17 protein-coding genes are annotated in these 19,537 nt (G+C 69.2%); all 17 read right to left on the reverse strand.

The annotated features are described in order from the left end of the window. Positions 1–422 precede the first annotated feature (422 nt). The 17 genes from ACFXP5_RS12225 to ACFXP5_RS12305 all read right to left on the reverse strand — a co-directional run bounded on the left by ACFXP5_RS12225 (position 423) and on the right by ACFXP5_RS12305 (position 19,481). Positions 423–1,265, reverse strand: coding sequence for a DUF4184 family protein (locus ACFXP5_RS12225; RefSeq protein ID WP_394544831.1), 843 nt, complete (start codon positions 1,263–1,265; stop codon positions 423–425). A 7-nt stretch (positions 1,266–1,272) separates the two neighbouring features. Then, positions 1,273–2,577: a tyrosine--tRNA ligase gene (gene tyrS / locus ACFXP5_RS12230; protein WP_394544832.1), complete on the reverse strand. Its 1,305-nt coding sequence runs from the start codon at positions 2,575–2,577 to the stop codon at positions 1,273–1,275. Positions 2,578–2,611: 34 nt separating this feature from the next. Next, complete coding sequence (locus ACFXP5_RS12235) at positions 2,612–3,349, reverse strand: hypothetical protein (protein ID WP_394544833.1); 738 nt, start codon at positions 3,347–3,349, stop codon at positions 2,612–2,614. Beyond that, positions 3,346–3,993 carry a SatD family protein gene (locus ACFXP5_RS12240; RefSeq protein WP_394544834.1) on the reverse strand — a complete coding sequence of 216 codons (648 nt, stop codon included), beginning with the start codon at positions 3,991–3,993 and terminating at the stop codon, positions 3,346–3,348. The genes ACFXP5_RS12235 and ACFXP5_RS12240 overlap by 4 nt, the downstream gene beginning before the upstream one ends. A gap of 69 nt (positions 3,994–4,062) precedes the next feature. Beyond that, positions 4,063–5,493, reverse strand: a complete 1,431-nt coding sequence (gene argH, locus ACFXP5_RS12245; protein WP_394528692.1) for an argininosuccinate lyase — start codon at positions 5,491–5,493, stop codon at positions 4,063–4,065. Positions 5,494–5,503: 10 nt separating this feature from the next. Beyond that, positions 5,504–6,649, reverse strand: a complete 1,146-nt coding sequence (locus ACFXP5_RS12250) for a heparan-alpha-glucosaminide N-acetyltransferase domain-containing protein (protein WP_394544835.1) — start codon at positions 6,647–6,649, stop codon at positions 5,504–5,506. Next, complete coding sequence (gene argF, locus ACFXP5_RS12255; RefSeq protein WP_394528694.1) at positions 6,628–7,551, reverse strand: ornithine carbamoyltransferase; 924 nt, start codon at positions 7,549–7,551, stop codon at positions 6,628–6,630. Before argF ends, ACFXP5_RS12250 begins: the two co-directional genes overlap by 22 nt. Then, on the reverse strand, positions 7,548–8,822 hold the full coding sequence (locus ACFXP5_RS12260; RefSeq protein WP_394544836.1) for an acetylornithine transaminase: 1,275 nt from the start codon (positions 8,820–8,822) through the stop codon (positions 7,548–7,550). The genes argF and ACFXP5_RS12260 overlap by 4 nt, the downstream gene beginning before the upstream one ends. Further along, a complete protein-coding gene (gene argB, locus ACFXP5_RS12265) occupies positions 8,819–9,721 on the reverse strand; it encodes an acetylglutamate kinase (RefSeq protein ID WP_394544837.1) in 903 nt (300 codons plus the stop codon). The genes ACFXP5_RS12260 and argB overlap by 4 nt, the downstream gene beginning before the upstream one ends. Further along, the gene (argJ, locus tag ACFXP5_RS12270; protein WP_394528697.1) at positions 9,718–10,875 is read right to left on the reverse strand and encodes a bifunctional glutamate N-acetyltransferase/amino-acid acetyltransferase ArgJ; all 1,158 of its coding nucleotides are present in this window, start codon (positions 10,873–10,875) and stop codon (positions 9,718–9,720) included. The genes argB and argJ overlap by 4 nt, the downstream gene beginning before the upstream one ends. Continuing rightward, complete coding sequence (argC, locus tag ACFXP5_RS12275; RefSeq protein WP_394544838.1) at positions 10,872–11,921, reverse strand: N-acetyl-gamma-glutamyl-phosphate reductase; 1,050 nt, start codon at positions 11,919–11,921, stop codon at positions 10,872–10,874. The genes argJ and argC overlap by 4 nt, the downstream gene beginning before the upstream one ends. A 576-nt stretch (positions 11,922–12,497) precedes the next feature. Continuing rightward, the gene (pheT, locus tag ACFXP5_RS12280) at positions 12,498–14,996 is read right to left on the reverse strand and encodes a phenylalanine--tRNA ligase subunit beta (protein WP_394544839.1); all 2,499 of its coding nucleotides are present in this window, start codon (positions 14,994–14,996) and stop codon (positions 12,498–12,500) included. Next, positions 14,996–16,036 (reverse strand): phenylalanine--tRNA ligase subunit alpha, encoded by a 1,041-nt coding sequence (gene pheS / locus ACFXP5_RS12285; RefSeq protein ID WP_394544840.1) that lies wholly within the window; start codon positions 16,034–16,036, stop codon positions 14,996–14,998. Before pheS ends, pheT begins: the two co-directional genes overlap by 1 nt. Positions 16,037–16,086: 50 nt before the next feature. Then, positions 16,087–17,016 carry an amino acid ABC transporter permease gene (locus ACFXP5_RS12290; RefSeq protein WP_394544841.1) on the reverse strand — a complete coding sequence of 310 codons (930 nt, stop codon included), beginning with the start codon at positions 17,014–17,016 and terminating at the stop codon, positions 16,087–16,089. Further along, entirely contained in the window at positions 17,013–17,660 is a 648-nt protein-coding gene (locus tag ACFXP5_RS12295; RefSeq protein WP_394544842.1) for an amino acid ABC transporter permease, read from the reverse strand. The genes ACFXP5_RS12290 and ACFXP5_RS12295 overlap by 4 nt, the downstream gene beginning before the upstream one ends. Positions 17,661–17,726: 66 nt before the next feature. Beyond that, a complete protein-coding gene (locus ACFXP5_RS12300) occupies positions 17,727–18,632 on the reverse strand; it encodes a glutamate ABC transporter substrate-binding protein (RefSeq protein WP_394528703.1) in 906 nt (301 codons plus the stop codon). 84 nt (positions 18,633–18,716) lie between these two features. Next, entirely contained in the window at positions 18,717–19,481 is a 765-nt protein-coding gene (locus tag ACFXP5_RS12305; protein ID WP_394528704.1) for an amino acid ABC transporter ATP-binding protein, read from the reverse strand. Positions 19,482–19,537 lie beyond the last annotated feature (56 nt).

The raw sequence follows: 19,537 nt of genomic DNA on the forward strand, positions 1-19,537 counted from the left end.
GCATACGAAACCGGAATAGGTAACGCAGCGAGTTTGAACTGACGATCGGATGTCATTACTGACAAATCCGTTTAATCTCAAAAGAATCTCACCAACCAACCCAAAGGATTGGTTGCGAGGTTTTTTGGCATTTTGACAAGTGCACGCTGTTGAGTTCTCAAGGATCGGATGCTCCCACGTCCAGCTTCACAGCCTTCCGCAGGGCAACTTCACTACCTTATCCCCACCACCCCAACATGTCAAACACAACTTTTCCGGTGAAGGAAGGAACTGACAAACGGCTGGAGGGCCGGGAGGTCCCTCGAACGACGACCGGAGCCGCACGCACGCAATGGTGCGATGTTCGAGATGATGTTCTCCACGTGAGGGTGGGGCGAGGCTTTCGGCCTCTCCGCTTCCCTGTGGGGCGAACAGATAGAAATTTACGCCGGGTTCGCCGTCTCGTCAAAGGACGCCGCATCCCGGGCGTGTCGAGCAGTTGTCCCCCGCGTCGCGACGAGCGCTACGACGATCGTCAGGCCCGCCCAGACAGCGCACGCCACCGGCAGCACCCGGTAGGCCAGGTGGGCCACGGTGAAGTCCGCCGTCAGGGGTCCGAAGGCGGCGAGCCCCCCGAGCCACGCTCCGAGGAGGAGAAGGGGAAGAGCCGCCCACCACCCCCAGCGGAGGAGCGGCGCTGCCCGCGGAACGGTCGCACTGGGCCGGCGCTCGGCGCACCATCGCAGGGCCCAGATCCCGAGCACGAGGAGACCGACGACGCTCGAGGTGTGCTGGAGCCATGTGATTCCGGACACCGGTCCCCACGGCTCCCCCAGCACGGGCATCACGGCGACCCCCCACCGGCCCTCGTGGGTGAAGGTGTCCCACACCACATGCGTCAGAACACCGAGGGCGAGCGCCAGAATCAGCAGCCCCACTCCCCCGGCGGAGGGGCGAGCGGGCTCCCCACGTCGCGCGAAGGTCTCCCGGAATGCCGCGCGCGCCCCGGCGTCCCACCCGGATGGAAGGCGCGCCGCCCACCACCGCGGCACAAGTGCCCGCGTGGCCGGTCGGAGGACGCAGCGCCAGAGCAGCAAGAGTGCGAGGGCGAGCAGCACGGTCACCGGGAGCCACGCCAGGTCGTGCGTGATGTCGTAACCCGGTACGACGACCCGCACGAAGAGCGGCAGGTCGGGCGCCATCGCCCCGACCGCGATCGCCGCCGGCACCAGCGGTGTGCGGGTGAAGGCGAGAGCGACGACGGCGTGGCTCGGCGTGAACGGCATGCGCGGCTCAGCCGGCGAGGAACAGACCCGCGAGGGTCTTCTTCCCGCGGCGCAGCACCGACACCCCGCCGGGCAGCGAGCCCTCGACGACAGCATCATCCGCGGTCACTTTGCCGCCGTCCAGCGACACGCCCCCCTGGCCGATCGCCCGACGCGCCTCGCCCAGGCTCGCGACCAGCCCCGTGTCCACGAGGGCCTGCACCACCGACGTTCCCGCCGACACGGTGGCGTGCGGCAGCTCGTCGAGGGCCGATCGCAGGGTGCCGGCATCCAATGTCTGCAGATCCCCCTGCCCGAAGAGGGCCTCGGATGCTGCGATGACGCCCGCCGTGGCTTCGGGGCCGTGCACGATGATCGAGACCTCGGCGGCCAGACGCTTCTGGGCCGCGCGGCGGAACGGCTCGGTCTCGACGAGTCGGGCGTAGGCGTCGATCTCTTCGCGTCCGAGGAAGGTGAACACCTTCAGCCGCTCGACGACGTCGTCATCGTCGGTGTTGAGCCAGAACTGGTAGAACGCGTAGGGACTGGTGAGTTCGGCATCGATCCAGACCGCGTTACCCTCGCTCTTTCCGAACTTGGTGCCGTCGGAGTTCGTGATCAGGGGTGTGCCGATCGCGTGGACCGACACTCCTTCGACGCGGCGGATCAGATCCGTGCCGCTCGTGAGGTTTCCCCACTGGTCGCTTCCCCCGGTCTGCAGGACGCAGCCGTACTCGCGGTACAGCTCGAGGAAGTCGAGCCCCTGCAGGATCTGGTAGCTGAACTCGGTGTAGCTGATGCCGGCGTCCGAGTTGAGACGGGCGCTCACCGCTTCCTTCTTCATCATCGTGCCGACCCGGTAGTGCTTGCCGATGTCGCGCAGGAAGTCGATTGCGCTGAGCGGCGCCGTCCAGTCGAGGTTGTTCACCATCCGAGCGGCGTTGTCCCCCTCGAAGCTGAGGTAGCGCGTGACCTGCTCGCGCAGGCGTTGCACCCAGTCCGCGACCGTCTCCTTCGAGTTCAGCGTGCGTTCCGCCGTGGGGCGCGGGTCGCCGATGAGTCCGGTCGATCCTCCGACCAGCCCGAGCGGCCGATGGCCGGCGAGCTGCAGGCGCCTCATCGTCAGCAACTGCACGAGATTGCCCAGATGCAGGCTCGGCGCCGTCGGGTCGAACCCGCAGTAGAAGACCACCGGGGGGCCGGCGAGGGCCTCCCGCAGAGCTGCTTCGTCGGTGGACACGTGGACGAGTCCCCGCCAGACGATCTCGTCCCACACGTTCGCGAACGTCGGATCGATCGCCGGCGTGGTCACGGGCAGAGCAGGAGAAGACACGTGTTCGAGCGTATCAATCGCCGGACCGGCCCTCTCATCGGCCGAAACCGGCGAACGCCCACCAGATCATGAACGCGCCCGCGAGAGCTTGCAGCCAGCTGACGAGACTGCCGATGAGGAAGTACTCCGCCCGGTTGCCGGTACCGCTGTCGCGGGAGATCTCGGGAAAGCGCACGATGCCCTTCGCGGCGATGAAAGCCGCGAGGAGGGGATACGCGGTGGCCAGAGTGAGGGAGAGCACGATGACGCGCTCGATCGGGCCGATGAGGCGACCGCCTTTGAGGGAGGACGGTGACTCCGCGATTCCGGGATCGGGATCGGGATCGGCCGGGGTCTCCACTCCCTCCTCGGCGAGCGCGACCCGCACGACCGCGTTGGCCGATTCCAGCAGGAACACCACGATTCCGAGCACCAGGATGCTCTGATCCAGCGAGACCGGGCCGACCGGGGAATGCAGCCGCCAGGTCGAGGAGAGCACGCCCGCCGTCGGCTCACCGCTACCGAGGGCGAGGCACAGGGCGCAGACGACCGCCAGTCCGACCGCCGGCCAGAACCCCGCGCGACTGCGCCCGCCCAGGGGCACGAGCCACACCCACAATGCCGCGCACACCAGGGCCAGGACGGCGGCTGCGGGAGAACCCGCGACGAGGCCCACGACGAACACGACGACCGCGATCGCGGCGAGGACGATCCATTGGCGACGCGGAGCCAGGAGGGGCCGGAAGGCGTCGGCCAGGCCGATGGCGCCGAGGATGAGTCCGACCGCGATCACGAGCGTCCTTTCGCGATGAGCAGGGTGAAGCCCTCCACCACAGCGGGTGCGCCCGAGCCGGTGAGTGCCTGCGACACAGCGGGCTGGCTGATCCCCTCGCTCTCGGCGAGGGCTCGTTGGGTGACGCCCTGGCATCGGCCGTACGTCAACCGCCGTGCCCGTTCGTTCATGGCGCCGACGACATGGTCGCGAGCGAGGAGGTACGCATTGGCGAGCGAGACGGCGGAGTGCATGGCGTCATTCTCCTCGGGGGCTGCGACAACCCACGTCCGAGCCGAGGGGACCGCGCGTTGCTGCTTGGCGTGGACGATGTCGATCGCCGTGCGCGCCGCCCACCAGCCCGGCCCCTCGGGGATCTCCCTGCCGACGGATTCGATCAGGTGCACTGAGCCGACGCCGATGCCGAAGCGGCATTCGACACCGTCGGGGAGCGCGAGCTGCAGGAGGAGGACCGACGCCAGCGCAGCGTCGAGCGAGGGATATACGCCCTGCTGCTCGTCGCCGACCGTGGGGCGGAGCGGCTGCAGAGCGAGCGGGTGATCCCTCTCGGCGCGAGCGATCGTGTCGTCGAGCGCCCGCTGTGCGGACTCCCGGTCGGGGAGCCGGCGGGAACCGACGATGTCGGCGATCACCACGGTGGTCATCCCGTCAGCGTACTGCTTATTCTTCGAAAATATAAGTTCTGGGCTTATCTCTGGGAAAGATAAGCGAGCTCAAACACCCAAGGATCGAGCCACACCCTGGGCGCGCGCGATGAGCTGACGACGCTGCTCCGCGACGGCGGCGGGCGCCGTCCCCCCCACGCCGGTCCGCCGAGCCACCGACCCTTCGATCGAGAGCACCTCGCGGACGGCCGGCTCGAGCAACGCAGACACGCTCGCAAGAAGGGCGTCGTCAGCATCCTCCAGCCCGATACCGCGCTCCTCGCACGCTCGCACCAGAGCACCCGAGACCTCGTGGGCATCGCGGAACGGCACCCCCTGCGTGACGAGCCACTCCGCCACGTCCGTCGCGAGGGAGAACGCCTGCGGGGCCGATTCGGCCATCCGCTCGGTATTGAAGCGAAGGGTGGCGATCATGCCGGTGAAGGCGGGTAGCACCACCTCGAGAGTGCGGACCGTGTCGAACACCGGCTCCTTGTCCTCCTGCAGGTCGCGGTTGTACGCGAGCGGCAGGCCCTTCAAGGTGGCCAGCAGTCCCGTGAGGTTGCCGATCAATCGGCCCGATTTGCCTCTCGCCAGTTCGGCGATATCGGGGTTCTTCTTCTGCGGCATGATGCTGGACCCGGTCGAGAAGGCGTCGTCGAGGGTGACGAAGGAGAACTCCCGCGTGTTCCACAGGATGATCTCCTCGGACAGCCGAGAGACATCGACGCCGATCATCGCGCCGACGAACGCGAATTCCGCCACCACGTCGCGGGCGCTCGTGCCGTCGATCGAATTCTCGGCCGGGCGCGACAGGCCGAGTTCGTCGGCGACGAGCTGTGGGTCGAGCCCGAGCGTCGACCCGGCGAGCGCTCCCCCGCCGTAGGGCGAGACCGAAGCGCGCACCGACCAGTCCGCGAGCCGCTCGAGGTCGCGCACGAGCGGCCAGGCGTGCGCCTGCAGATGGTGGGCGAGAAGAACGGGCTGAGCGTGCTGCAGGTGGGTGCGCCCCGGCATGATCGCGCCGTCGTGGGCTTCCGCTTGCGAGACCAACGCGTCGATCAGGCGCAGGATGTCGCGCGCGATGATCCGCGCGTGATCCAGCAGGTACAGCCGCACGAGGGTAGCGATCTGATCGTTGCGACTGCGGCCCGCCCGGAGCTTGCCGCCCAGCGCCGGGCCCACGACCTCGATGAGGGCTCCTTCGAGCGCACCGTGGACGTCCTCGTCGGTGTCGGTCGCCACGAGCGATCCGTCGGCTACCCGGCGGGAGAGCTCGTCGAGCCCCGCGTGCATCGCGGCGACCTCCGCGGCGTCGAGATACCCCGCCGCGGCGAGCGCGTTCGCGTGCGCGTGAGAACCGGCGATGTCGTAGGCGGCGAGATCCCAATCGAAATGGGTGGAACGGCTGAGCGCCGCCAACTCGGGCGAGGGTCCGCCCGCGAACCGTGCCCCCCAGAGCGCTCCGTCGTTGGTGCCGTGGCCGCTCGTGGTGCTCATGCGCTCCAGCCTAGCCACGCGCAGGGGGCGTCGATTCGGCCACCGGCCTGCCGGGCTCACGCACCATCCAGCGCGCTGCCGTGTCGATGGCGGCCTCCAACGGCCCGCGTCCGACCAGCAGCGCCCACGCGGTGCACCCGACGATGATCCCCACCGTGATGGGCCCGAAGGGCTCGAGTTCTCGGAACGGCGTCAGCGCCCGCGTCGTGCCGAGAACGGATGCTGACACCACGGCCCACACGAGGAGTTGCGCCGTGTACGCCGTGAGCGGCATCGAACCGACGGCGCGGAGCGGGAGCACGACCCACCGCAGGGCGGTGCGGCACAGCAGCAGGCAGGCCGCGATCACGGTGACGGCGAAGGCCCCGGAACCGATGACTTCGAGCAGACCGGTGGAGTGAGCGCGCGCTGTCCACACCGCGGCGAAGAATCCCTGCTGCTCGGCCACCGCGCTCGAGCCGCTGATCACGGCGATCGAGTACGTCACGGTCGTCACGGCGGCCCCCGCGCACAGCAGGATGCCCTGCACGCTGAGCGATCGCAGGTCGAGCCGGCCGAGTGCCATGCCGGTGAGGACGAAGGCGATCCACGTCGGGAACGGGTAGGCCCAGCCGATCGCGGCCGAAAGCGCCTCACCGAGCACGCCCGACCAGATCGGCAGGTCGTCGAGCCCGACCTGCACGAACGGCATCACGAGAGCGAGTCCGACGGCGATGAAGAACAGCGTTCGCGCGCGCAGCCCGACGAAGGGCAGCGCCAGCAGGAAGAGGATCGCGTAGGCCGGAAGGATCACGTAGACCGGCACCCCGGTGCTGATCAGCAGCAGCCCGATGATCCAGAGGAGCCCCGCGCGAACGGCGATCCGCCCGGAGGCGCGCACGCGCGCTCCACCACGCAACGGTGTCCGCCCCCCGGTGACGATCGCGAGCGACACCCCCGCCAGGGTGGCGAACAGGATCGACGAACGCCCGTTGACGATGTCGAGCCAGGTGTCGGGTCGGCCGGCCACGAGAGGTTCGATCACGAGAAGGTGTGCGGCCAGCATCCCGACCACCGCGAGACCGCGAGCGAGATCGATTCCGCCCAGTCGCCCCGGTCCGTTCAGGCGCGCCCACCGCGAGCGCGCCCAGCCGGTCACTCCTGCTGCAGCAGCCACACCAGCAGCGCTTTCTGCGCGTGCAGCCGGTTCTCGGCCTCGTCCCACACCACGCTCTGCGGACCGTCGATCACGGCGGCATCCACCTCGTAACCGCGGTCGGCGGGCAGGCAGTGGATGAAGATCGCCTCGGGATCGGCCAGACGCATGAGATCGCTCGTGACCTTGTACGCTCCCAGATCGCGCAAGCGTGCGAGCTTCTCCTCTTCCTTCCCCATCGACACCCACGTGTCGGTCACGACCACGTCGGCGCCGGCTGCCGCTTCGAGCGGGTCGGTGTACAACGTCACCGAGCCGCCGGTCTGCGAGGCGATCGCGTCGGCGTCGGCGACGACGTCTTCCCGCGGCGCGTAATCCTCCGGCGAGGCGATGCGCACGTGCATCCCCGCGGTCACGCCCGCCAGTGCGTAGGAGTGGGCCATGTTGCTGCGACCGTCGCCGAAGAACGACAGCGTCAGGCCCTCGAGATCGCCCTTGTGCTCGCGGATCGTCAGCAGGTCGGCCAGCAGCTGGCAGGGGTGGAAGTCGTCGCTCAGGGCGTTGACGACCGGCACCCGCGTGCCCCGAGCCATCTCCTCGAGGCCCGACTGCGCGTAGGTGCGCCACACGATCGCCGCGACCTGGCGCTCGAGCACCCGGGCGGTGTCGGAGGGGGTCTCCTTGCCGCCGAGCTGGCTGTTCGCCGTCGAGATGATCAACGGGGAGCCGCCGAGGTCGGCGATACCGACCGCGAACGACACCCGGGTGCGGGTGGAGGACTTGTCGAAGATGACGGCGACCGTCTGCGGGCCGGCGAGCGGCTTGACCGCCCAGCGGTCGCGCTTCAGCTCGAGGGCGAGATCGAGGATGTGCGCCTGCTCGGACGGGGCGAGGTCGTCGTCGCGCAACAGGTGGCGGGTCATGCGGTCACTTCCTGGGTGGCGGGAGATGTCGGCGCTGCCGAGACCGGCGCCTCCGAGCCCGCCGCCTCGAGCAGCAGCGCATCGGCGACCGTGGCGAGGGACGCGGCGAACAGCTCGGTGAACTCGGCGATCTCGGCGTCGCCGATGATCAGCGGGGGCGCGAGGCGGATGGTGGTGTCGTTCGCGGCGTTGATGATGAGACCGTGCTCTTGAGCGGCGGCGACGACGGCCTTGGCCACGGGGTGACTGAGGGCGACGCCCAGGAGGAGCCCCGCTCCCCGGGTGCCCGACACCAGGGGGGAACCGATCCCCGCGATGGCCGCGCGCAGCTGCTCTCCGCGTACGGCGGCGTTGCGCACGAGGTCCGCACTTTCGATCTCGGCCAGCACCGCCCCGGCGACGGCCGTCGCGAGGGCGTTACCGCCGAAGGTCGAGCCGTGCGTGCCGGGGAAGAACAGATCGCTCGCGGCACCGAAGGTCACCAGGGCGCCGATGGGGAATCCGCCGCCCATCCCCTTGGCCACCGTGATGGCGTCCGGCACGATGCCGGCGCCCTGGAACGCGAACCACTCCCCCGTGCGCCCGGCGCCGGTCTGGATCTCATCCACGATGAGCAGAGCACCGGCGGCTTCGGTGAGCTCGCGCGCTCGGGCCAGGTAGCCCTCGGGCAGTTCGATGACACCGGCCTCGCCCTGGATCGGCTCCACGAACAGTGCGGCCACCCCGTCATCGAGCGCGGCTTCCAGGGCCTCGATCGTGGCGTCGATGTGCTCGACCCCCGGGACCATGGGGAGGAAGTCGGCCTGCAGGGCCGGCTTGCCGGTGAGCGCGAGCGTGCCCATCGTGCGGCCGTGGAACGCCCCCCGCAGCGCGAGGATGCGGGGGCGGGACGAACCGCCGTGCAGCCGGGCGAGCTTGAAGGCCGCCTCGTTCGCTTCTGCTCCGGAGTTGGCGAAGTACACGCGACCGGCCTCGCCCGTGCCGGCGAGTCGCTTCAGCGTCGCGGCGAGGGCGAGCTGGGGCGGGGTGGCGAAGTAGTTCGACACGTGCGCGAGGGTGGCCGCCTGACGCGAGACCGCGTCGACGAAGACCGGGTGGGCGTGGCCGAGCGAATCGACCGCGATCCCCGCGAGGAAGTCGAGGTAGCGACGGTCGGTGTCATCCCACAGGTACGCGCCCTCGCCGCGGACGAACAGCGCCATGCGGTCGCCGAAGCTGCGCACCAGGTCGCGCCCCGCGTTGTCCTGCCATGTGTTCGCTGCGTGTGTCATGCGACGACCTCCGTACCGATTCCTTTACTGGTGAACAGTTCCACGAGTACCGAGTGCGGCACCCGTCCGTCGACGATCGCCGCGGTGGGAACTCCGCCTTCGACCGCGTCCAAGCACGCCTGCATCTTGGGGATCATCCCCGACTCCAGTCGCGGCATCAGTGCACGCAGTTCGGTGGACGTCAGGTGGGACACGAGGGATGACCGGTTGGGCCAGTCGGCGTAGAGACCGGCGACATCGGTGAGGACGACGAGCTTCGTCGCGCCGAGCGCGACGGCGAGAGCGGCGGCCGCAGCATCCGCGTTCACATTCAGCGAGTGGCCCGGCTGGTCGACGTCAGGCGCGATGCTCGACACCACCGGGATGCGTCCCGCGTCGAGGTGGTCCATGATCGGGCGAGGATCCACCGCGACGACGTCTCCGACACGACCGAGATCATGGTCGACGCCGTCGACGGTCACGCCGCGCCGCCGTCCTTCGAACAACCCCGCGTCTTCGCCGCTGAGCCCGGTCGCGAGCGGACCGTGGGCGTTGATCTTCGCGACGAGCTGCGGGTTGATCTGGCCGGTGAGCACCATGCGCACGACGCTGATCGCCTCGGTGGAGGTGACGCGGTAGCCGCCCTTGAACTCGCTCGGGATCGCAAGGCGATCGAGCATCGAGGAGATCTGGGGCCCGCCGCCGTGCACGACCACCGGTTTGACCCCCACGTACCGGAGGTAGGCGATGTCGGCGGCGAAAGCATCCTGCAGCTCGTCGCTGACCATGGCGTTGCCGCCGTACTTCACCACGACGATCTGGTCGCGGTACCGGCGCAGCCACGGCAGCGATTCGATGAGCGTGGCCGCTCTGCTGCTCGCCTCGGCGGGGTCGGTGTCCTGAAGATCGACGTCGGTCACGAGGAGTACGCGCTGTTCTCGTGGACGTAGTCGTAGGTCAGGTCGTTGGTGTAGATGATGGCGGACTCCTCGCCGGCCTTGAGATCGATGAGCACCTGCGTGGCGCGCGGGGTGAGGTCGACGTCTTCGCGCGGCCGGTCGGGCCCGCCGTTCGAGCACACCCGCACGCCGTTCATGGTGACGTCGACGACGTAAGGGTCGAAGGGCGCCTGCGTCGTGCCGATCGCGGCGAGCACGCGCCCCCAGTTGGGGTCGTTACCGAAGATCGCGGCTTTGAAGAGGTTGTTGCGGGCGACCGAGCGGGCCACCTCCACCGCGTCGTCCTCGGTCACGGCTCCCACGACCTGGATCCGGATGCTGTGGCTCGCGCCCTCGGCATCGGCCTGCAGCTGCAAGGTCAAGTCGGTGCACACCTCGGTCAGCGCCGCGCGGAACGCCTCGGCATCGGGCTCGATGCCCGATGCTCCGCTGACCAGCAGCGTGACCTGGTCGTTCGTGGACATGCAGCCGTCCGAGTCGAGCCGGTCGAAGCTCACCCGGGTCGCCGCCCTGAGGTGGCCGTCGGCGGCCTGCGCGTCGAGGACGGCGTCTGTGGTGATCACGACGAGCATCGTGGCAAGGCCCGGCGCCAGCATCCCGGCTCCCTTGGCCATCGCCCCGATCGTCCACCCGTCCCGCGTGACGACGCTGGTCTTCGCCACGGTGTCGGTCGTCATGATCGCCGCGGCAGCGTCGGCGCCGCCGTCGGGGGTGAGGGCGGCGATCGCTAGGTGCGTGCCGTCGAGCACCTTGGCGCGGAAGACCTCGTCGCCCGTGCCGATGAGCCCGGTGGAGCAGATCAGCACGTCGCCGGCACTGACCCCCAGCAGCTCACCCGCCCGCTCGGCGGTCAGATGGGTGGTCTGGAATCCGAAGCTGCCGGTGAAGCAGTTCGCGCCGCCGCTGTTCAGCACGACCGCCTCCACGACACCGTCGCCGACCGCCTGCTCTGACCACAGGATGGGGTTGGCCTTCGCGCGGTTCGAGGTGAACACCGCGGTGCCGACCTTGAGGGGGCCGCGGTTGACGACCACGGCGACATCGGGCTTGCCGGTGGATTTGAGGCCGGCGACGACGCCGGCGGCTTCGAATCCGGCGGGGGCGGTGACACTCACGGGGCGACTCCGTTCACGGTCAGGGCCCGGCCTTCGGGCAGGCCCAGCGCGAGGTTCATGGATTGGACGGCGGCCCCGGCGGTTCCCTTGACGAGGTTGTCGAGCGCCGCGACGACGACGACGCGGTTCGCGTCCCGGTCGATCGCGAGGCCGAGGAGCGCAGTGTTCGCGCCGAGCACGTCGGCGGTGCGGGGGAAGTGACCTTCGTCGAGGAGCTGCACGAACGTCTCGTCGCCGTAGGCGTGCTGCCACGCGGCGCGGATCTGCTCGTCCGATGCCCCCACCACGATCGGCGCGCTCGAAGTCGCGAGGATGCCGCGGGCCATCGGCACGATGACCGGGGTGAACGAGATGCGCACCGGAGCGGACGCGCCTGCGCCGACGAGCGACTGGCGGATCTCGGGGATGTGGCGATGCGAACCGCCGACCGCGTAGGGATTGGCCGAACCGAGCACCTCGCTCGCGAGCAGGTGGGTCTTGAGGCTCTTGCCCGCGCCCGAGGGACCGACCGCCAACACCGTGACGATGTCGGAGGGGTCGATGACGCCGGCGGCCACGCCCGGTGCGAGGCTCAGCGCGACCGTCGAGGCGTTGCACCCCGGAGCTGCGATGCGGGTCGCGCCGGCGAGGACGTCGCGCTGTTTGCCGCCCCCGGCCAGGGGGAGCTCGGGAACGCCGTACGTCCACGCCTCGTGGAAGTCGCCGCCGTAGAAGCGGTCCCACTCCGCGGTGGAGGTGAGCCGGTGATCGGCGCCGGCGTCGATGACCAGCGGGGTGTCGGCGAGCGCATCGGTGTACTGCCCCGACTGCCCGTGCGGCAGGGCGAGCACGACGATGTCGTGACCGGCGAGCACCTCGGGCGTCGTGTCCTGCAGGGTCAGATGCGCCAGCGAGCGCAGGTGCGGCTGCTGCTCGATGAGGCGCTGACCCGCGTTCGAATGAGCCGTCACGGTGCGGATCTCGATGTCGGGATGCGCGGCGAGGAGGCGCAGGATCTCACCTCCGGCATAGCCGGAGGCGCCGGAGACGGCGACCGAATAGGTCATGGCTTCCACCTTATTGTCTGGGGTCACGGGCCGGAGACGGCGACGCTCGCGACCGCGCACGCGCGGTTCTGCGGGGTCGCCTAGAGTCGGCGGCCGCGTCGGCGCGCACCCACGACGCTCTGCACGAGCGAGAGGGGGGCGGCCGGAAGCATGGCCCGACGATAGCCGTGACGACACAGCATCCGCAAATCGTCACCGCGCGCGCCGCACGCTACGATCCGAGACCCTTCGTCTCGCTTCGCTCGCTCAGGGACCGGAGACCCTGCGTACCGGTCGCTGAGCGAGGGAGCGCAGCGACCGAGACGAAGCGCGCAGGCCCACGCACCCGGGGCCCCTTCGTCTCGCTGCGCTCGCTGAGTCCACAGGAAGATGCACGAGTCCATGCTTCGGTACCGCATCCCGGCATTGATCGCGCACCAACGGATTGATTGACGGATGCTGCGGGCCCGGGGCCCTTCGTCTCGCTGCGCTCGCTCAGGGACCGGCCCGCCCGCCGAGCTCGCTCAGGGACCGGGGACCCTGCGTACCGGTCGCTGAGCGAGCGAGCGCAGCGACCGAGACGAAGCGTGACGGATGCTATTCGCGCAGCGTGGCGCCGAAGCGCTCGGCGGCGACGGCGACGCCCGCGAGCCGCGCCTGCGTGGCCTCGGCAGCCGTCAAGGTGCGGTCGGGGGCACGGAAGCGCAGCGCGAACGTCAGGCTCTTGCTGCCGTCCGCCACCCCGGTGCCGCGGTAGTCGTCGACGATGCGGACGGATTCGAGCAGCTCCCCCGCCCCTTCCGCGAGCGCCGCACGCAGGTCGCCGGCCGAAACCTCGACGCCCACGACGAGCGAGACGTCCTGCGTCGCGGCGGGGAAGCCGGAGAGCGAGGCCGCGACCACCCGTTCGCTGCTGAGCGACAGCAGCAGATCGAGGTCGAGTTCCGCCACGAGCACACGGCCGGGGAGGTCGGCGCCGGCCGACACGGCCGGCAACACCTCACCGACGTAGCCCACCTCGACATCGTCGACCGACACGGTGCCGGCGCGGCCGGGGTGCAGGGCGACGCGCACACCCTGGGCGACCGCCACCTCGACGCCGGCGGCCACGGCGATGACCCGCACCGCGTCGACGGCGTCGGCGAGGTCGGCGACCAGGGCCGCTTGCCCCGGCTGCTTGTCGACGAGCGAGCCCGTCAGCAGTACCGCGACATGGCGGCTCTGCGGCGGGATCGAGGCGTTCAGCGCCGCGAGGGTGGCATCGTCGGGGCGTTGCCCCAGCGGCGGCACGGTCGCGGTGCCGTACTCGACACCTGGCTCGGGCAGGAACACCGCGCCCGTTTCGAAGATCGCCAGATCCGTGAACCCGCGCGAGACGTTGCGGTGGGCCGCCCGCAGCAGCGCCGGGATGAGCGAGCGGCGCAGGAACGGCGCCTGACCGTCGAGCGGGTTGGCGAGCTTGATGCTCGGCAGGTGCTCGCCCGTGGCCGAGGCCCAGAGGTCGTTCTGCTCCTCCGTGGTGAAGGGGAAGGACGGCGTCTCCACGAAACCGGCAGCGGCGAGCGCGTTCGCGACCCGTCGCCTGCCCTGCTGGGCGGCCGTGAGCCCGCGTCCGGCGGGCGGGATCGGCAGGATCGAGGGGATCAGGTCGTAGCCCTCGATGCGGGCGACCTCCTCGGCCAGCGTCCACTTGTCGGTGAGATCCGGACGCCACGACGGCGGGATGACCGACCACTGATCACCCGCGTCGGCGACCTCGCATCCGATCGTCTCCAACGCCCCCGACACCTGGGTGTCGGAGTAATCGACGCCGATCAGCTGCGAGACGAAGCCCTTCGGCAGGTTCAGGGCGTCGATCGTGACCTCGGCGTAGAGGGCACCGCCCTCGGTGGTGAGTGATCCGCCCGCGTACTCGACCATCAGGTCGGCGACCCGGCGGGCCGCGACGAAGGGGATCAGGGGGTCGACGCCCCGCTCGAAGCGACGGGATGCTTCGGAAGGAAGCTTGTGCCGACGGGCCGAGCGCGCGATCGAGACGGTGTCGAAGATCGCGGCCTCGACGAGCACGTTGCGCGTGGCGTCGGTCATCTCGGTCGTTCCCCCGCCCATCACGCCGGCGAGACCGATGGGGCCGGACTCGTCGGTGATGAGCAGGTCTTCCTCGTGCAGCGATCGCACGTTTCCGTCGAGCGTCTCGAGCTTCTCCCCCGCCGCGGCACGGCGCACCGTGATGCCGCCGCTGAGCTTGTCGAGGTCGTAGCCGTGGATCGGCTCGCCGAGTTCGAGCATCACGTAGTTGGTGATGTCGATCAGCACGCCCAAGGAGCGGATGCCTGCGAGGGCGAGGCGCGCGATCATCCAGGGCGGCGTCGGGCGCGTGCCGTCGACGTCGCGGACGACGCGCACGACGAACTCCGACGCCCCCTGGCGCCCGCGGATCGGCGCACGGTCGTCGACGGTCACCGAGAAGCCCGTGCCGGGCTGGATCTCGTCCCACTCGCGAAGGCCCGGGTCGCGGAAAGCGGCGCCCGTGGCGTGCGCGTATTCGCGCGCGACACCGCGCAGCGACAGCGCGTAGCCGCGGTCGGGGGTCACGTTGATCTCGACGGCGACATCGTCCAGACCCAGCAGGGCGATCGCGTCGGTGCCGGTGGGGGCCTCGATGCCGAGCTCCGCCAGCCGCAGGATGCCGGAGTGCTCGGTGCCGAGTCCGAGCTCTTTCGCAGAGGCGATCATGCCGTCCGAGACATGTCCGTAGGTCTTGCGCGCAGCGATCGGGAACGGACCGGGCAGCACCGAGCCGGGCAGGGTGACGACGACCTCGTCTCCGGCGAAGAAGTTGCCCGCGCCGCAGACGATTCCTCGCGGCTCGTCCTCACCCACGTCGACCTGGCACCACCGGATCGTCTTGCCGTTGGTCTGGGACTCCTCGACGAATTCGAGGACGCGGCCCACCACGATCGGGCCCTGCAGGTCGAAGCGGTGGACGTCCTCCTCTTCGAACCCGACACGAACGAGTGCTGCGAGGACGTCTTCGGGCGTGGCATCGACGGGGACGTCGACGAACTCACGCAACCAGGAGAGCGGGACGCGCATCAGACCACCATTCCGAACTGCTCGCTGAAGCGCACATCGCCCTCGGCCATGTCGCGCATGTCCTGCACGTCGCTGCGGAACATCAGGGTCCGCTCGATCCCCATGCCGAAGGCGAACCCGGAATAGACCTCCGGGTCGATGCCCGCGGCGCGCAGCACGTTCGGGTTGACCATCCCGCATCCGCCCCATTCGATCCAGCGCGCGCCGCCCTTGAAGGTGGGGTGCCAGAGGTCGAGCTCTGCGCTCGGCTCGGTGAAGGGGAAGAAGTTCGCCCGGAAGCGGGTCTTCGCCTCGGGACCGAACAGCGTGCGCGCGGCGTGGTCGAGCGTGCCCTTGAGGTTCGCCATCGTGATGCCCTTGTCGATCACGAGACCTTCGAACTGGGTGAAGACGGGCAGGTGGGTCGCGTCGAACTCGTCGGTGCGGTACACCCGGCCCGGACACAGGACGTAGATCGGCAGCTCGCGCTCGAGCATCGAGCGCACCTGCACGGGTGAGGTGTGCGTGCGCATCACGAGGTGACGCGCGACCGGATCGACGAAGAATGTGTCCTGCATCTGGCGCGCCGGGTGATCGACGTCGAAGTTGAGGGCGTCGAAGTTGAACCACTCGTGCTCGAGTTCTGGGCCCTCCGCGATCTCCCACCCCATGCCGACGAAGATGTCCGACACCTGCTCCTGCAGGAGGGAGATCGGATGCCGTGCACCGACGCGCGCGCGCTGCGGGAGGGCGGTGATGTCCACGCGCTCCGCCTCGAGCTGCGCGGCCGTCTCGGCCTCGGCGAGCTCGCTCTCCCGGGCGCCCAGCGCCTGGTTCACTCGCCCGCGGGCCTGGCCCACGAGCTTGCCGAATTCCGCCTTCTTGTCGGGGGCGACCTGTCGCAGCCCCGCGTTCAGGCGGGCAAGCGCGGAGGCCTCGCCGGCGTGCGCCGCACGGGCGGACTTGAGCTCGGCGGTGGAACCGGCGGCGGCGATGGCGGCCAGCGCCGCATCGACGGCGGCGGCGACCGCTTCGGGGGTGATCTCGGGAGCGTCGGACACGAGAGTCGAGTCTACCGAGGGGTGGATGCTGCAACCCACCCGACGGTGGCTCAGATCCCGCCGCCGCCGGTGTTGCCCGTGCTGCTGTCGAACTTGCCGGAACGCTGGGCGAGGATCAGCTCGGTGTCGGTGACCTCTTGCGTGGGCTGGTTGGCCCCGGCGACGACCCCGACCTTGGCCGAGCTGCGCAGTCGCTTCTCCACCGTCGTCGCGACGTGGGAGAGCAGCAGGCACAGACCGATGTAGATGATCGCGACGATGATGGTGGCCGGAACGATCGGCGAACCGTAGGTGACCTGGCCACCGATGTAGCGGGCGTAGAAGAGCAGTTCCTCGTACGTGATGATGTAGCCGAGCGCGGTGTCCTTGAGCGTCACCACGAGCTGCGCGATGATGACGGGCAGCATCGCTCGCAGTGCCTGCGGCAGCAGGATGAGGCGCATGACCCCTGCCTTGCGCAGCCCGAGCGCGTACCCCGCTTCGTGCTGGCCGCGCGGCAGCGATTCGACGCCCGCGCGGATCACCTCGGCGAGCACCGAGCCGTTGTAGACGATGAGGGCGATGACGACGGCCCAGTACGGCTCCATCTTGATGCCCGCCACCGGCAGGCCGTAGTAGAGCAGGAACATGAAGACGAGCACGGGGACCGCGCGCAGCACCTCGACGATGGCGATGAAGGGCCGGCGCACCCACGCGTGATCCGACATGCGGCCGATCGCCAGGACGAAGCCGAGGGCGAGGGCGCCCACGGCGGCCGCGGCGAACGCCGACACCGTCGCGAGGGCCGCGTTGCCGATGCTGATCCACACGTTCGTATAGGTGAAGGCCGACCACTTCTGCGCGGTGAACTGGCCGGTGGCGGCGAGGCGCCACACGAAGAACCCGATGATGGCCAGGACGACCACGACCGTCAGCACACCCAGGATGCGGTTGCGCGCCATCGCGCGGGGTCCGGGGACGTCGTACAGAACGGAAGTCATCGCGACACCCTCCAACGGTTCTCAAGACTGCGCTGCAGCCACGAGAGCAACAGCACCATCGCCACGAAGACGACGGCGATCCAGACGATCACGAGCAGTTGGTTCTCGCCGCGCTCGCTGAGGTAGCTGCGCACCGATCCGAGGTTGATGACACTGAAGCCCGCCGCGACCGTGGTGTTCTTCAGCAGCGCGATGAAGACGCTCATCATCGGGGGGATGACCGAGCGGAACGCCTGCGGCATCACGACCGAGCCCATCACCTGCCCGAACGTGAGACCGAGGGCTCGAGCGGCCTCGGCCTGGCCGACCGGGACCGTGTTGATGCCCGAGCGGATGGTCTCGGCGACGTAGGTCGCGGTGTAGATGCCGAGTGCGGCGACGCCCAGGATGACCGGGTCGATGCGCAGCTGCAGCAACGGGGGAAGCGCGAAGGCGAAACCGAAGAAGACGAGGGTCAGCGGGGTGTTGCGGATGGTGTTGACGTAGAGCGTGCCCATCGCGCGGGCGATCGGCACGGGTGACACCCGCATCGCGCCCACGATGATCCCCAGCACGAGTGCCAGGAGACCGCCACCGAAGAACAGGGTGAGCGTGCCGACCAGCCCGTCCCACCAGATATCGGTGTTGTCGGTGATGATGCCCACGGCCCCGCCTCCCTGAAGAATTCGTCGAAGAACGTGGGGGCGGCCGTCCGGCCGCCCCCACGCGGATCACTCGTCTACTGCGGGCTGTTCGCCCTCGATGCCGGCCGGAGCGAGGTGCTGCTCGAACAGCGCCGTCCAGACGTCACCGCCGTCGGTGAACAGGGTGTTGATGTACTCCTTGAGCGCCGCGTCGCCCTTCTCGATTCCGACGCCGTAGCGCTCCTCGCTGAAGGGGTCCCCGGCGATCTTCAGGGCGTCGGGCTCGAGCGCCACGTAGCCGGCGAGGATCGCCTCGTCGGTCGTGATGGCGTCGACCTGACCGCCCTTGAGCTGCTCGACGCACTGCGAGTACGTGTCGTACTCGACCGTGTTGCCGGGGCTGTACTCGTCGCGGATGCGCTGCAGAGGCGTCGACCCGGTGACCGAGCAGACGGTCTTGCCGGCGAGGTCGTCGGGACCGTTGATCGAGTCGTCGTCGGCCGCGACCAGCAGGCCCTGGCCGGTGACGAAGTACGGACCGGCGAAGTCGATCTGCTCCTTGCGCTTGTCGGTGATCGAGTACGTGCCGACGTAGTAGTCGATGTCGCCGTTCACGATCGCCTGCTCGCGGTTGGCGGACGGGATCGTCTGGTAGGTGATCTGGTCCTCGTCGAAGCCGAGCGAGGCGGCGATCCAGCGCGCGATGTCGATGTCGAAACCGGTGCGCTCGCCCGTTGCGGCGTCTTCGTACCCGAGTCCGGGCTGGTCGTTCTTCACGCCGACGATGACACCGTCGCGCTCGACCATGCGGTCGTAGGTGGGGCTGTCGGCCAGATCGACCTCGCTCGCGACCGACCAGAGAGCCTCGTCACTCTCGGGATCGGTCCCGGCGGCGCCGCCGGGGCTGGTCGGCGAGCCGCTGTTGCAGGCCGTGAGGCCGAGCACGGCGACGGCCGCGAGGCTGAAGCCGACAAGCAGTCGTGTCTTTCGCATGAGATCTCCTTGGTGTGGGTGCTGTGGGTTCGCGGACCTGTCGTGCAGGTCCGACGTTCAGGGGGAGGCGCCCGCATCCTCCGGTCAGTGCGTGATCAGCTTCGAGAGGAAGTCCTTCGCTCGGGGACTCTGCGCGTTCGTGAAGAACTGCTCCGGAACCGCCTCTTCGACGATCTGCCCGTCGGCCATGAAGATGACCCGGTCGGCGGCCTTGCGGGCGAATCCCATCTCGTGGGTGACGACGATCATCGTCATGCCGTCGCCGGCGAGGCCGACCATCACGTCGAGGACCTCGTTGATCATCTCGGGGTCCAGCGCGCTCGTGGGCTCGTCGAAGAGCATCAGCTTCGGCTTCATCGCGAGGGCCCGGGCGATCGCGACGCGCTGCTGCTGACCGCCACTGAGCTGGGCGGGGAACTTCGAGGCCTGCGCGTCGATACCGACGCGCTCGAGCAGCACGCGCGCTTCGCGCTCCGCATCCGCCTTCTTCATCCCGCGCACCTTGATGGGCCCGAGGGTGACGTTCTCGAGGATGGTGAGGTGGGCGAACAGGTTGAACGACTGGAACACCATGCCCACGTCGGCACGGAGGTGCGCGAGCGCCTTGCCCTCTTTGGGCAGCTCCTCGCCGTCGATCGAGATGGTGCCCGAGGTGATCGTCTCGAGCCGGTTGATCGTGCGGCAGAGAGTCGACTTTCCCGAACCCGAGGGGCCGATCACGACGACGACCTCACCTCGGTTCACCGTCAGGTTGATGTCCTTCAGCGCTTGGAAGTCGCCGTAGTGCTTCTGGACATCGCTCATGACGACAAGCGGGTCGCCGGCCGGCCGCGGTTCTGTGGTCGCCATGGCCCCACCCTATGAGTCGGCAGCGCAAGCGACCAAAGATTGACGCCAGCCTTAAC

This window comes from Microbacterium hanjuni (assembly GCF_043556395.1).
Lineage (GTDB): Bacteria > Actinomycetota > Actinomycetes > Actinomycetales > Microbacteriaceae > Microbacterium.